General features: G+C 73.9%; 12 protein-coding genes and 1 other RNA gene. 3 read left to right on the top strand and 10 right to left on the bottom strand.

What is annotated here, in order from left to right; all coding sequences use genetic code 11:
* Nucleotides 1-77: 77 nt before the first annotated feature.
* Nucleotides 78-1,988 carry a TPM domain-containing protein gene (locus CNO22_RS20470; RefSeq protein WP_100501108.1) on the bottom strand — a complete coding sequence of 637 codons (1,911 nt, stop codon included), beginning with the start codon at nucleotides 1,986-1,988 and terminating at the stop codon, nucleotides 78-80.
* A 182-nt stretch (nucleotides 1,989-2,170) separates the two neighbouring features.
* Here CNO22_RS20470 and CNO22_RS20465 point away from each other — a divergent pair, with 182 nt between their 5' ends.
* Nucleotides 2,171-2,527, top strand: a complete 357-nt coding sequence (locus tag CNO22_RS20465; RefSeq protein WP_100501107.1) for a Rieske (2Fe-2S) protein — start codon at nucleotides 2,171-2,173, stop codon at nucleotides 2,525-2,527.
* Nucleotides 2,528-2,534: 7 nt separating this feature from the next.
* Here CNO22_RS20465 and CNO22_RS20460 read toward each other — a convergent pair whose 3' ends face one another.
* The 7 genes from CNO22_RS20460 to CNO22_RS20430 all read right to left on the bottom strand — a co-directional run bounded on the left by CNO22_RS20460 (nucleotide 2,535) and on the right by CNO22_RS20430 (nucleotide 9,975).
* Complete coding sequence (locus CNO22_RS20460) at nucleotides 2,535-3,668, bottom strand: ABC transporter ATP-binding protein (RefSeq protein ID WP_100501106.1); 1,134 nt, start codon at nucleotides 3,666-3,668, stop codon at nucleotides 2,535-2,537.
* Nucleotides 3,665-4,747 carry an ABC transporter ATP-binding protein gene (locus CNO22_RS20455; protein WP_232807203.1) on the bottom strand — a complete coding sequence of 361 codons (1,083 nt, stop codon included), beginning with the start codon at nucleotides 4,745-4,747 and terminating at the stop codon, nucleotides 3,665-3,667. Before CNO22_RS20455 ends, CNO22_RS20460 begins: the two co-directional genes overlap by 4 nt.
* A 155-nt stretch (nucleotides 4,748-4,902) precedes the next feature.
* A complete protein-coding gene (locus CNO22_RS20450) occupies nucleotides 4,903-5,835 on the bottom strand; it encodes an ABC transporter permease (protein ID WP_232807204.1) in 933 nt (310 codons plus the stop codon).
* A 37-nt stretch (nucleotides 5,836-5,872) separates the two neighbouring features.
* Nucleotides 5,873-6,877: an ABC transporter permease gene (locus tag CNO22_RS20445; RefSeq protein ID WP_100501104.1), complete on the bottom strand. Its 1,005-nt coding sequence runs from the start codon at nucleotides 6,875-6,877 to the stop codon at nucleotides 5,873-5,875.
* A 91-nt stretch (nucleotides 6,878-6,968) separates the two neighbouring features.
* Nucleotides 6,969-8,654, bottom strand: a complete 1,686-nt coding sequence (locus CNO22_RS20440; protein ID WP_232807202.1) for an ABC transporter substrate-binding protein — start codon at nucleotides 8,652-8,654, stop codon at nucleotides 6,969-6,971.
* 263 nt (nucleotides 8,655-8,917) lie between these two features.
* Complete coding sequence (recR, locus tag CNO22_RS20435; protein WP_100501102.1) at nucleotides 8,918-9,517, bottom strand: recombination mediator RecR; 600 nt, start codon at nucleotides 9,515-9,517, stop codon at nucleotides 8,918-8,920.
* Nucleotides 9,518-9,552: 35 nt separating this feature from the next.
* Nucleotides 9,553-9,975, bottom strand: a complete 423-nt coding sequence (locus CNO22_RS20430; RefSeq protein WP_332870098.1) for a YbaB/EbfC family nucleoid-associated protein — start codon at nucleotides 9,973-9,975, stop codon at nucleotides 9,553-9,555.
* Nucleotides 9,976-10,018: 43 nt separating this feature from the next.
* Between CNO22_RS20430 and CNO22_RS20425 the strand changes: the two genes are divergently transcribed.
* Together CNO22_RS20425 and CNO22_RS20420 are read left to right on the top strand one after the other, a co-directional pair.
* A complete protein-coding gene (locus tag CNO22_RS20425; protein ID WP_100501101.1) occupies nucleotides 10,019-10,375 on the top strand; it encodes an ArsR/SmtB family transcription factor in 357 nt (118 codons plus the stop codon).
* Nucleotides 10,372-10,854: an SRPBCC family protein gene (locus tag CNO22_RS20420; protein WP_100501100.1), complete on the top strand. Its 483-nt coding sequence runs from the start codon at nucleotides 10,372-10,374 to the stop codon at nucleotides 10,852-10,854. The genes CNO22_RS20425 and CNO22_RS20420 overlap by 4 nt, the downstream gene beginning before the upstream one ends.
* Before the next feature lie 81 nt (nucleotides 10,855-10,935).
* Here CNO22_RS20420 and CNO22_RS20415 read toward each other — a convergent pair whose 3' ends face one another.
* Both CNO22_RS20415 and ffs read right to left on the bottom strand, forming a co-directional pair.
* The gene (locus tag CNO22_RS20415) at nucleotides 10,936-13,263 is read right to left on the bottom strand and encodes a DNA polymerase III subunit gamma and tau (protein ID WP_100501099.1); all 2,328 of its coding nucleotides are present in this window, start codon (nucleotides 13,261-13,263) and stop codon (nucleotides 10,936-10,938) included.
* Between the two features lie 155 nt (nucleotides 13,264-13,418).
* An RNA gene (gene ffs, locus CNO22_RS20410) (signal recognition particle sRNA small type) lies at nucleotides 13,419-13,514 on the bottom strand.
* Nucleotides 13,515-13,818 lie beyond the last annotated feature (304 nt).

The raw sequence follows: 13,818 nt of genomic DNA, 5'->3' as shown, positions 1-13,818 counted from the left end.
TCATAATTTGTGTTTAATGTGTTTCACGAGCCAGACGTTGCGTGCGTGTGACAGGTCGCCGGGATCCACAAGTGTGTCTAACCGCCCAGCACCAGGCTGCCGAGGTCCACGCCGCCGCGGCCGTACCCCGCGCCGTGGCCGCCGCCGAACCCGCCCGGCCCGTACCCACCGGGGCCGTACCCGCCGGGCCCGTACCCGCCGTCGCCCCAGCCGGCCACGTCGGACTGCGCCCGCTGCAGCGCCTCCTGGGCCAGGGCGTCGGCCAGCTGGGCCTCGCGCAGGGCGCCGACCGGGTCGGTACGGCCCTGCGCGACCGCGACGTCCAGGTGTCGCTGCGCCTCGGCCAGCCGGGTGCGGGCCTCGGGGCCGACGGCGCCACGGCGGGTGCTGATGAAGTCGCCGGCGGCCGCGATGCCCGACCGGGCGGTGAGCAGCGCCTGGTCCAGGGAGGCCGCGGCCCGCTGCGCCCGCTGGTCGGCGTCCCGGGCCACGGCGAGCGCCTGCTCCAGCGCGATGTCGGCCTCCTCCAGCTGGCGCAGCGCCGCCATCGGGTCGGGCCGGCCGCCGTCCGCCGGGTGCAGCGCGGCGTCGGCCGCGGCCAGGGCCGCCTCGGCGCGGGCCACCTGCGGCCGCAGTCCGCTGCCCGTGCCCCCGGCGACCAGGGCGCGGGCCTCGGCGAGGTCCTCCTCGGTCTCGGCCCGCACCTGCGCCACCCGGGCCTCGGCGGCCTGCAGGTCGTTGCCGAGCCGGCCGACGGCGTCGAGCAGCGTGCCGGTCTGGGCGAGGGCGTCCTCGGCCACCCGGATGTCCCCGACCGCACCGCCGGTCCGCCCGGCGGCGATGTCGCCGCGTGCCTCGGCGATCGCCTGCTCGGCGGCGTCCAGCCGCGCCCGGGCCTGCGCCAGGTTGTCGGCGACCGGTGCGAGCGCGGCCGGGGCGTAGCGGCGCTGCAGCGCGGCGAAGCGGTCCTCCTCGGCGGGCAGCCGGCCGCGCAGCGCGGTGGCGCGGGAGGTCAACGCGTCGAGGGCCTGTGGCGCGGTGCGCTCCAGGTCGCGCAGCCGGTCGAACGCCTCGGCCTGCTCGTCCAGGCGCGCGTCGGCCGCGGTCGTCAGCTGGAGCATCTCGGCCAGCATCCGCCGCTTGGTCGGCTCGTCTGCGCCGGTCTCCCGCCCGCCCGACTCGTCGTCCAGCTGCTGGCGCAGCGAGAACGCCCTGGCCAGGTCCTGCTCCGAGGCGGCCAGCGCCTCGGCGAAGCCGGCGACCGCCTCCTGGCCGTACTGCAGCCGGGCGTAGTCGAGGTCGAGCCGGGAGGTCTTGACCGCCTCGTCCAGCTCCAGCAGCGCCGTGCTGGCCTGCGCCTCCAGCTGCTCGGTGGGGACGCCGGCGTTCGGGTCGGGCCGCTCGAGCCGCTCGGTGGGCGGCGGTCCCTGCCGGCGTCGGCGGGACCGCGAGACCAGGTAGGCCCCGCCCGCGACCGCCGCGATGCCGCCCACCACCGCCACCGTGCCCAGCCCGCTGCCGGAGCCGCCGTCGTCCCCGGCGAGCCCGTCGGCGAGCGCGACCGCCGCGCCGTCCCAGTCCTCCTGAGACAGCCGCGGGTCGACGTCGGAGACCAGCAGCTGCTCGATCTCGGCGTCGGTCAGCGGGAAGTCGTCGGGCACCCAGTAGCCGTAGCGCCGGTCGTCGACCGCGACGGCGAACAGCGCGTCGCCGGTGCCCAGGCCGGAGGCGTCGGCGGTGGCCTGCGCCCACTGGCCCTGCTGCACCCCGTCGAAGGAGGACACGTAGACGACGAACAGCTGCGTGCCGTCGGCGGAGCGCAGCTGGCCGAGGGCGTCCTCGACCTGGGACTCCTCGGACGTGCTGAGGACGTCGACGTCGTCGGTGAGCTGCGCTGGCACGTCGAACGGCGGCTCCGCCAGCGCGGGCCCCCCGCCGAGGAGGACCACGGCGGCCAGCGGGACGAGGACGGCGGGCAGCCGGCGCACGGGGGGACCTCCGGGGGTTCGGATGCGGCGACCCTACCCACGCCGGCCGGTCTGACCCGTCGTCCCGCGGGTAGGGCCGTGAGTGGACAGGGGCGTGAGCACCGCAGCGAGGAACGAGCGAGGAGCGGAGCGCCCTGCGTGAGCGAACCGTGGGCCCGGGGCCCGAGACCGCTGGAGGACGCATGACCGAGCCCGACCGGATCCCCGCCGCCGACCTGCCGCCGGGAGCGGTCCGCCGCGTCGGCGACTGGGCCGTCGGCAACCGGGACGGCCGGTACTTCGCCGTCTCCCGGCGCTGCCGCCACCAGCTCGCCGACCTCTCCGAGGGCAGCGTGGACGCCGACGGCTGTCTGGTCTGCCCGTGGCACCAGAGCCGCTACGACGTCCGGACCGGCGAGATGGTCGAGGGTCCGCACGGCTTCCTCGGCTACCACGGCCCGACCCCGGGCTACACGCAGTTCGTCCGCGCCTACGCCCGGGTCCTGCGGCTGCGGGTCCGCCGGGCGCTCCGGAGAGGGGATGACGTCGTCCTCGGGTGAGCCCGCTTCAGCGCCGCTCGATCGGCTCGTCGACGCCCTGGACCAGCGCGTCGGTCTCCAGCCCCTCCGCGCCGGTGGCCCGGACCGACACGCCCTGGGTGGCCGCGACCTCCTCCGGTGACTTCGGCCGCAGCACGCCGTCCCGGATCTCCTCGGCCCAGTGGCAGCTCACCAGGTGGCCCGGCGCCAGCTCCCGCAGCACCGGGACCTCGTCGTCGCAGCGGGTCTCCTGCCGCCACGGGCAGCGGGTGTGGAACCGGCAGCCGCTCGGCGGGTTCGCCGGCGAGGGCAGGTCACCGGCCAGCAGGATCCGCTCCCGCCGCTCCTCCACCACCGGGTCCGGCACCGGGACGGCGCTCATCAGCGCCCGCGTGTAGGGGTGCAGCGGCTCGTCGTAGAGGACCCCCGACGGCGCCTGCTCGACCAGCGACCCGAGGTACATGACGCCGACGACGTCGCTGATGTGGCGCACCACCGCCAGGTCGTGCGCGATGACCAGGTAGGTCAGGCCCAGCCGCTGCTGCAGCTCCTCGAGCAGGTTGACCACCTGCGCCTGCACGCTGACGTCCAGCGCGGAGACCGGCTCGTCGGCGATCAGCAGGTCCGGCTCCAGCGAGATGGCGCGGGCGATGCCGATGCGCTGCCGCTGACCGCCGGAGAACTCGTGCGGGTACCGGCGCAGCGCGGCGGCCGGCAACCCGACGGCGTCCAGCAGCTCCCGGACCCGCGCGGCGATCCCCACCTTGCCGCCGCCCAGCCCGTGCGCCCGCAGCGGCTCGGACAGCAGTGACTCGACGTCCTGCCGCGGGTCCAGGCTGCCCAGCGGGTCCTGGAACACCATCTGCATCCGCCGGCGCATGGTGCGCAGCGCCTCACCCTTCAGCGAGGCGACGTCGGTGCCGTCGAAGAGCACCTGCCCGGCGGTGGGCTCGACCAGCCGCAGGACGGCGCGGCCCAGCGTGGACTTGCCGCAGCCGGACTCGCCCACCAGCCCGTAGGTCGTGCCACGGTCGATGGCCAGGTCGACGCCGTCGACGGCGCGGACGTGGCCGACCGTGCGGTCGAAGAAGACCCCCCGCTTGATGGGGAAGTGCACCTGCAGACCCTCGGCCCGCAGCAGGGGCTCGCCCGCCGCGGTCACCGGCCGGCTCCGGAGGCGGTCGCCCCGGCGGGGGCCGCCGGGTACGTGAGCGGGTGCCGGCAGCGCAGCTCGCGGCCGGGCCCGTCGTACTCCAGTGGCACGGTGCTCCCTGCGACCTCGGTGAGGCAGTCGTCCTGGGCGTTGTCGCAGCGCGGGGCGAAGGCGCAGCCCTCGGCCCACGGGATGGCGTCGCGGGCCGAGCCGCGGATCGGCGTCAGCGGGACGCCGCGCCCGGCGTCCAGCCGCGGCACCGAGGCGAGCAGGCCGCCGGTGTAGGGCTGGCGGGGCCGGGCGAACAGATCGTGCCGGTCGGCGGTCTCGATGATCTTCCCGGCGTACATGACGTGCACCCGGTCGCAGAGGCCGGCGACGACCCCGAGGTCGTGGGTGATCATCACCAGCGCCGTCCCCGAGTCGACGACGAGCTCGCGCAGCAGCTCGAGGATCTGCGCCTGGATCGTGACGTCGAGGGCCGTCGTCGGCTCGTCGGCGATGAGCAGGCGCGGCGAGCAGGCCAGGGCCATCGCGATGAGCGCCCGCTGCCGCATGCCGCCCGACAGCTGGTGCGGGTACTCCTTGAGCCGGCGGGTGGGGTCGGGGATGCCGACCCGGTCCAGCAGCGCCGCCGCCTCGGCCACCGCCTCCTTCTTCCCCATGTCGCGGTGCTCGACGAGCACCTCGGTGACCTGGGTGCCGATGGACACGGTGGGGTTGAGCGAGGACAGCGGGTCCTGGAAGACCATCGCCATCTCCGACCCGCGCAACCGACGCAGCGTCCGGTCCGGCGCCCCGATGAGCTCGGTGCCGCCGAGCCGCACCGAACCGCCGACCTGCACGCCGCGCCGCGGCAGCAGCCCCATGACCGCCAGCGAGGTCACCGACTTCCCGCAGCCGGACTCCCCCACCAGGCCCACCGTCTCGCCCGCGGCCACCGAGAAGCTCACCCCGTCGACGGCCCGGGTCGGCTGCTCGCCGCGGCGGGCGAAGGTCACCGAGAGCTCCTCGACCTCCAGCACCGGGACGTCGCCGCGCACGGCGTCCTCGGGCGGCATCGCCTCGATGGACACCGGCTCCCTCACTGCTCGACTCCGGGCTCGTTCCGCTCCTCGGTCGACGCCCCGAGTCGCCTCCGCGGTCGCTCCGCTCCTCGCTCGCTGGCGCTCGCTGCGATGCTCACTCCCTGTCGGCTCCGGGCATCTCCCTGCGATGCTCGCTCGCCCGTCGTCATCGCGGGTCACCTCCGGAACTTCGGGTCGAGGGCCTCCCGCAGCGACTCCCCGAGCAGGGTGAAGCCGAGGGCGACGACGATGATGCACAGCGCCGGCCACACGGCCAGGGCCGGCCGGACGGACAGGAAGGCCTGCGCGGTGGCCAGCATCGCGCCCCACTCCGGCCGCGCGATGTCGGGGTCGCCGAGGCCCAGGAAGGACAGCGCGGCGGCCTCGATGATCGCCGTCGCCAGGGACAGCGTGGCCTGCACGATGACCGGGGACAGCGAGTTGGGCAGCACGTGGCCGAAGACGATGCGGCCGTGCCTGACGCCCAGGGCGCGGGCCGCGAGCACGTAGTCGCTGCCCCGCTGGGCGAGCATCGAGCCACGCAGCAGCCGGGCGAACACCGGGACCTGGGTGACCGCGATGGCGATCATCAGCGCGTACTGGTTCTGGCCCAGCAGCACCGAGATGCTGATCGCCATCAGCAGGCTCGGGATCGACAGCAGGATGTCGACGAACCGCATCACGACGGTGTCCACCCAGCCGCCGAAGGCCCCGGCCAGCACGCCGACGGCCATCCCGACCACCGCGCCGAGCACGGTCGACACCACGCCGATGAGCAGCGACTGCCGCGAGCCGTAGACCAGCCGGGAGAGCAGGTCGCGGCCGAGCTGGTCGGCGCCGAGCGGGAAGCCCTCCTGCGGCCCGGGGATGGCGCCGGGGCGGACCTCGCTCAGCAGCGTCTGCGCGAGCGGGTCGCGCGGGGCCAGCCACGGTGCGAACGCGGCGACCACCAGGAAGACCACGACGATGACCGCACCCAGGATCGCCACCGGGTTGCGCCGCAGCCGGCGGAAGGCGCTCCTGACGAGGGACACCCCGCCCTCACCCTCGGGCACCCTCCCGGCGCGGGCGGCCAGCTCGTCGATCCGCTGCCGGCGGACGTCGCCCATCGCGGTCACCGGCTCCGCCCCCGTCCGATCCGCGAGCTCAACGGACCCGCACCCTCGGGTCCAGGAGGCCGTAGGAGATGTCGACCAGCAGGTTCACCAGGACGTAGACCACCGCCAGCATGAGGATGAAGCCCTGCAGGATCGCGAAGTCACGGGCGAAGATCGCGTCGTAGATCGCCGATCCGACCCCGCCGAAGGCGAAGACCGTCTCGGTCAGCACGGCCCCGGACAGCAGCAGGCCGGTCTGCAGGCCGATCGTGGTGGACACCGGCAGCAGGGCGTTGCGGACGACGTGCCGGCGGCGCACGGTGTCGGCCGCCAGGCCCTTGGCGTTCGCCGTCCGGACGTAGTCCTCGTTGACGACGTCGAGCACCGAGGCGCGGGTGATCCGCACGATGATGGCCAGCGGGATGGTGCCCAGCGCGATGCCCGGCAGCACCAGGTGCAGGAAGGCGTCCCAGGCGGCGTCCCACTCGCGGGTCAGCAGGCCGTCGAGGACGTAGAAGTTCGTGATGTGGGTGGCGTCGATGCGGACCTCCTGGCGGCCCGACCCGGGCAGCCAGCCCAGCTCGACGGCGAACAGCAGCCGGAGCAGGTAGGCGAGGAAGAAGACCGGGATCGCGACGCCGAGCAGCGACCCGACGACGGCGGTGGAGTCCAGCCAGCTGCCGTGCTTCCGCGCGGCCAGGTAGCCCAGTGGGATGCCGACGCCGACGGCGAAGACCATGGCGAAGACCGTCAGCTCGACGGTGCCGGGCATCCGCTCGAGGAACTCGGTGGTCACCGCGCGCCCGGTGCGGGCCGACGTCCCGAAGTCGAGCTGGACGGCGCGACCGAGGAAGCGCAGGTACTGGACCCAGATCGGCTGGTCCAGGCCGAACAGCTCGTTGTAGCGGGCGATCGCCTCGGGCGTCGCTCGCTCGCCGAGGGCGGCCTGCGCCGGACCGCCGGGCAGGGCGCGCAGCCAGGCGAAGAGCAGGACCGACAGGCCCAGCAGGATCGGGACGAGCTGCAGGAGCCGTCGGACGATGAAGCGGAGCACGGCGCGCGGGTCGTCCTTCCTCGGTCAGGAGTCGGTCACGACACCGTCCCCGCCAGCGGCCCGGAGGCCGCCGACGGGGACGGGCGTGGGGTCACTCGCTGATGGAGACCGTGGAGAAGACCTCGGCGGTCAGCGGGCTGGGCTCCAGGCCGCTGACGTTCTCCGCCACGACCAGCGCCGGCGGCGAGTGGGAGATCGGGACACCCGGCAGGTAGTCCATGATCAGCCGGTTCGCCTCCTGGTAGAGCACGGTGCGGGCGGCGGGGTCCGGCTCGGCGTCGGCCCGGGCCAGCGCCTGGAAGATCTCCGGCGCGTTGAACGCCCCGAACTCCGCCTTGGCCAGGCCGTCCGCCTTGGCGGCGAAGAAGGTCCCGATGAAGTTGTAGGCGTCGTTGTAGTCACCGGTCCACCCGAGCAGGTGGATGTCGGCCCCACCGGCCTGGACGGCGTTCAGGTAGTCCGGGCTCCAGGGGAGCGCCGTCGGCTCGATGGTGAAGCCGGCGTCTGTCAGGTTCTGACTGATGACCTGGAACATCGCGGCCGGGTCCGGCAGGTAGGGCCGGCTGACCTCGGTCGGGTAGAAGAACCGCAGCGTCGTGCCCTCGGCACCGGCCTCCTGCAGCAGCTGCCGCGACCGGTCGGGGTCGTACCCGTAGGTGGTGACGTCCTCGGCGTAGCCCTCGACGGTCGGCGGCATGAACTCGATGGCCGCCTCGGCGCCCTCGGGCAGCAGCGAGTTGACGATCGTCTGGCGGTCGATCGCGTGCGCGATCGCCTGCCGCACCCGCGGGTCCTGCAGCGCCGGGTTGGCGCCGGAGTCGGGGACGTTCCCGCCGTTGATGCCCAGGTAGAGGATGTTGAAGGGGTCACGCACGAGGACCTGGAAGCCCTCGCCCTGCAGGGACTGGTAATCCGCCGGGGCGACGAAGTCGTAGCCGTCGATCGAGCCGGCCTGCAGCTCCTGACGGCGGGTGTTCCCGTCCGCGATCGAGCGGAAGATGATCTCGTCGAGCAGCGCCGGCTCGCCCCAGTAGTCCTCGTTGCGGACGATGCGGACCTCGCCGTTGCCGCGGTCCCAGCTCTCGAAGCGGAAGGGCCCGGTGCCGGTCGGGTGCTCGAGGGCGTACTCGGGGTAGGTCAGCGCGTCGTCGCTGCCGGACAGGTTGTCGGCGTCGTACTCCTGCAGCGCGGTGGGGCTGGCGATGGAGAAGGCGGGCAGCGACAGCGCGGCGGGGAACTTGCTGGTCACCCTGTTGAGTCGGATGACGGCGGTGTTCTCGTCCGACGCCTCGCACCCGGCGTAGACGTTGGGTGTCTCGGGCGTGTTGGCGAAACCGCCGAACACGTCCTGGTAGTAGGTCGAGGCGCTCGGGCTCTGGGCCAGACCCTCGAAGTTGTACCAGCGCTCGAAGTTGAAGCAGACCGCCTCGCCGTTGAAGTCCGTCCCGTCGTGGAACTTCACGCCCTGGCGCAGGTTGAAGGTGTACTCCAACCCGTCCTCGCTGACCTCGTAGTCCTCGGCCAGGGCCGGCACCGGGTCGGTGCCGCCGGGCTCGTTGGTCAGCAGGCCCTCGTAGACCTGGCGGATGACCCGGAAGGTCTCGCCGTCGCTGGCGAACGCCGGGTCGAGCATCACGGGGTCGGAGGTGGCGCCGAAGACCATGGTGCCGCCGGACTGTGCTGCCTCACCGCCCTCGCCGCCGCCGGAGTCCCGGTCGCTCGAGGCACAGGCGGCCAGGGTGAGTGCGGTCAGCGTGGCCGCCGAAGCGGCGAGCACGCGTTGAGGACGACGCTGCATCGCGGAAGACCTGCCTTCTCGGCCCCGGTGGGCCGGATGAGTTCCCGACTTCACGGCCGGAGGGCGGAAGCTCTCACGGACGTGGTCGGACCCTAGGCCGGGCGTCGAGGTCACAGTGAGCAGGGGATCCTCATCGACACCATCCTGTGACCTGGTAACGGGCCAGGTCAGGCAGGTGACGTCCGCCGGCCCCGTCCAGGGGCCCGCCCCGAGCCTGCGAGGGGTGGGGAGGACGGGGTCCTTCAAGCGTCGATGCGGCGGCGGCCCTCGAACGCCCGGCCGAGCGTGACCTCGTCGGCGTACTCCAGGTCGCCACCCACCGGGAGGCCGCTGGCCAGCCGGGACACCGCCAGCCCCAACGGGCCGACCAGCCGGGCCAGGTAGGCGGCGGTCGCCTCACCCTCGAGATTGGGGTCGGTCGCGATGATCAGCTCGGTGACCGTGCCGCTCATCAGCCGGGTCATGAGCTCCTTGACCCGCAGGTCGTCGGGGCCGACGCCCTCGATCGGGCTGATCGCACCGCCGAGCACGTGGTAGCGGCCGCGGAACTCGCGGGTGCGCTCGATGGCGACGACGTCCTTGGGCTCCTCGACGACGCAGATGACGTCGTCGGCGCGCCGCGGGTCACGGCAGATGCGACACTGCTCGCCCTCGGCGACGTTGTAGCAGGTGTTGCAGAACCGGACCTCGGCCTGCACGCGCTGCAGTGCCGCAACCAGCCGGCCGACGTCGGCGGACTCGGCCGCCAGCAGGTGGAAGGCGATGCGCTGGGCACTCTTCGGCCCGACGCCGGGCAGCCGGCCGAGCTCGTCGATGAGGTCCTGGACGGCCCCCTCGTACACGGTGTTCCTCTCGTCGTGGTGGGGCGTCCGGACCCTTACAGGCCGGGCAGCCCCAGGCCGCCACCGAGGCCGCCGGCGAGCGGCCCCATGCGGCTGGCGGTGAGTTCGTTGACGGCGCGGGAGGCGTCGCGGAACGCCGCGACGACCAGGTCCTGCAGGCTCTCGACGTCGTCGGGGTCGACGGCCGCGGGCGCGATCGTCACCGCGGTGACCTCGCCCTGACCGGTCATCGTGACGCTGACCAGGCCGCCGCCGGCGGTGCCGGTGACCTCCTCCTGCGCCAACTGCTCCTGCGCGGCAGCCAGCTGCTGCTGCATCTGCTGCGCCTGCTCGAGCAGACGTGCCATGTCGGGCTGGCCTCCGGGGAACATGACCCGAGCGTAGGCCGAGGGGACGACAGGTGCGGGGACGTCGGCATCGGCAACCAACTGGTTGACGAGCCGCGCGGACCGGTCCACGCTCCTTCCTCAACCGAGCGGTTGAGGAAGGGAGGACGCCCCGATGGCCGCCGATCCGCTCTCCCGGGTCTTCGCGGCCCTGGCGGACCCCACCCGGCGCGACATGGTCGCCCGGCTGGCGGTCGCCGATGCCACGGTCGGTGAGCTGGCCGAGCCGTACGACGTGAGCGTCCAGGCCGTCTCCAAGCACCTGCGGGTGCTCGAGGACGCCGGCCTGGTCAGCCGCAGCCGCGACGCCCAGCGGCGTCCGGTGCACCTCGAGGCCGAGGTCCTCGACCTCATGACGACGTGGATCGAGCGCTACCGGCGGCAGGCCGAGGAGCGCTACCGCCGTCTCGACGGCGTCCTGGCGTCCATGCCGGACGACGACACCACTGGACAGGGAGGGAACCCGACATGACCACCACCGCGCACGAGACCCGCATCGACGTCGACCCGGAGGTCCCGCTGGTCCGGATCACCCGCGAGTTCGACGCCCCGCCGGCCAAGGTGTTCCGCGCGCACACCGACCCCGAGCTGTTCGCCCAGTGGGTCGGCCCGCGCGACACCGCGACGCGCTTCGACATCTTCGACTGCCGCACCGGCGGCTCCTACCGCTTCGTGTCGGTCAGCGACGGCGAGGAGTACGGCTTCCGCGGTTGCTTCCACGAGGTGCGGCCCGACGAGCTGATCGTGCAGACCTTCACCTTCGAGGGCGACCCCGACGGCGTCGCCCTCGAGAAGCTCGTGCTCGAGGACCTCGGCGACGGCCGCACCCGGCTCACCTCCACGTCGTTGGTCGACTCCTTCGCCGCCCGGGACGCGTTCGTGGCCAGCGGCATGGAGGTCGGCGTGCGCGAGGGCTACGAGCGCCTCGACGAGCTCCTCACCCGCAGTTAGAGGAAGGACCCCCTGCCCCCCGCCGCTCGCAGGCTCGCGGCGGGACCCTGCAGGGGGCCAGCGGAACCCTGCAGGGGTCCTTCAATCGATGGGGCGGGCGCCCAGGTGGGTGCGCAGCAGGGACAGCGCCGCCTGCTCGGGGTCGACCGCCGGCTCGTGCGGCCGGTCGCCCCCGGTGCCCTCGGCCGCCCGCTCGGCCATGAGCTCGCTGGCCTCGGCCACCTCCGCCGCCCGCGCCGCCTCCCGGGCGGCCTCCGGGGAGACGGTGCGGCCGGGCGCCGGCTGGCCGGGTGCGTCGACGACGGTCTGCACCTTCCAGCGCACGCCGAGCAGCTCCTGCAGCGCCGTGCGGACGACGTCCTTGTTCAGGTCGTCGCCGAGCATCTTGGCCAGCGCCGGCGAGGTCATCGACAGGGTCAGCGTGCCGTTGGCGACGTCGTGCACCTGCGCGGACTTCAGCAGCGCCTCGGTGGTCCGCTTGTGCCGGCGGACGACTGCCAGCAGCTCGGGCCACACCCGGCGGACGTCGCCGGCGTCCAGCTCGCCGTCACCGGCCGGCTCGGGCGGGTTGGCGGTGACCACCGGCGTCGGCTCGCTGCCGCGCGGCGCCGGTGAGGACTCCGCAGCGGCCCGCGGCGCCGACGTCGCGGTCGGGCGGGGCTGCTCGAGGCGCGACGCCGCGGCCGCAGCCGCGGCGGGCTGCGCCGGGTGCGGCCACTCCTCGTCGTCGGTGGGCTCCGGCGGCAGCGGGATGTCCGGCTCCCCCACGGCCACCCGGGGGCGCTGCTCCTCGGCCGCGGCCGGCGCGGGAGCTGCCGGGGCCGGGGCACTGGGGCGGGACGGCGCGCCCGAGCCGGGCGGGGTGGTCTCCGGCCAGCCGTCGTCGGCCGGCGCCGGGCGGGACGACACCCCCGATCCAGGCTTGGCGGTCTCCGGCCAGCCGTCGTCGGCCGGCGCGCGGGCCGCCACCGGCTCAGGCCGGGCGGGCTCGGCACGGGCAGGCTCCGGCTCAGGGCGGGCCGGCTCGGCGCGAGGAGGCTCGGCGCGGGCGGGCTCGGGAGCGGGCCGCGGTGCCGGCTGCGCGGGCGCGCTCGGCGCCGAGGCGGTGACCTGCGACCTGCGCACGAACTCACGCACCGGTCGGGCGGGCTGCTCGGGTGCGACCTCGGCGGGCTCCGGCCGCGCCTCGCGGACCGGCGCGGCAGAGGCGGGGGGCTCGGCTCCCGGCCGGCCGGCGTGCTCGCCGGCGATCGACATCCGCCGCTCGAGGCGCTCCAGCCGCTGCAGGGTCGCGGCCGCCGAGTCGTCCGTGGCGGGGAGCAGCATCCGGGCGCACACCAGCTCGAGCAGCAGCCGCGGGGCCGTCGTCCCCCGCATCTCGGTCAGGCCGGCGTGCACGGTGTCGGCCATCCGCGAGAGCGTGGCCGAGCCCAGCGCCTGGGCCTGGGAGCTCATCAGGTCCAGCCGGTCGGGCGGGCAGTCGAGCAGGCCGTTGCCCCCGGCGTCCGGGACGGCGTCGAGCACGATGAGGTCGCGCAGCCGGTCGAGCAGGTCGGTGGCGAAGCGGCGCGGGTCGTGCCCGGCCTCCACCACCCGGTCGACGGCACGGAAGACACCGGGCGCGTCGTGCGCGGCGAGGGCGTCGATCGTCTCGTCCAGCAGCGCGTCGTCGGTGACGCCGAGCAGGCCGACGGCGCTCCTGTAGGTGACGCCCTCCTCGCCGGCGCCGGCGAGGAGCTGGTCGAGGATGGACAGCGAGTCGCGCACCGAGCCACCGCCGGCGCGCACCACGAGCGGGAAGACCGTGGGCTCGACCTGCACGCCCTCGGCGGTGCAGGTCTTCTCCAGCAGCCCGCGCAGCGTGGTCGGCGGCACCAGCCGGAACGGGTAGTGGTGGGTACGCGACCGGATGGTGGGCAGCACCTTGTCCGGCTCGGTGGTGGCGAAGACGAAGACGAGGAACTCCGGCGGCTCCTCGACCAGCTTGAGCAGGGCGTTGAAGCCCTGCGTCGTCACCATGTGCGCCTCGTCGACGATGTAGACCTTGAAGCGGCTGTTGACCGGCGCGAAGAAGGCACGTTCCCGCAGGTCACGGGCGTCGTCCACACCGCCGTGGCTGGCCGCGTCGATCTCGATGACGTCGAGCGAGCCCGGCCCGTCGGGCGCCAGGGCCACGCACGATCCGCAGACACCGCAGGGCGTGGACGTCGGCCCCTGCTCGCAGTTCAGCGAACGCGCCAGGATCCGGGCGGACGACGTCTTGCCGCAGCCGCGGGGACCGCTGAAGAGGTAGGCGTGGTTGATCCGCCCGCCGTCGACGGCGTTGACCAGCGGCGCGGTCACGTGCTCCTGCCCGACCACCTCGGCGAAGGTCGCCGGGCGGTACTTCCGGTAGAGCGCCAGAGCCACGGCAGCAGGTTACGTGGACGAGGCGACGGATCGACGGACGCCGTTGTGGACCGGTCGCGGGGGCCCGGAGGGTCTCCCGACGGGGACACGGGCAGCGGCTCCACGCAGGCCGGGAACGGCACCTGGCCGCGGTGTCGGCCGGTAGGCCGACAGAAAGCAAGGACCCCCCGCGCACCCGCCAGAGCCCGCTTATCCTTGCTGCCTTCCGGCCCTGGGGAGGTTCACAGGGTGACGCCACACGAGGGGTCTGCACCCACTGTAGAGGAAAGCCCGCGAGGAGCGGGGGTGCCCCTCGCTACGCTCGCGTCATGACGCTCCGGCACGCGCTCGTGCTGCCCCCGCCGCGCTCCTGACCCGGAGCACCGCGGGCTGACCGCTGCCGGCGACGAGCTGCGGGGCTGCTGCGCCGTGCTCCGGACCGCCTCCTCCGATCCGGACCCGCCCAGGAGCGTCATGCCCACTTACACACATCTGAAGTGGCCGACCACACCGTACACGTACACATCGATGACTAAGGAATATATAAAAAACCAAGACGAAAAGTAATCTCTGAAA

This window comes from Geodermatophilus chilensis (assembly GCF_002802985.1).
Taxonomy (GTDB): Bacteria; Actinomycetota; Actinomycetes; order Mycobacteriales; family Geodermatophilaceae; genus Geodermatophilus; species Geodermatophilus chilensis.
This window is presented reverse-complemented; position numbering and strand designations above follow the sequence as displayed.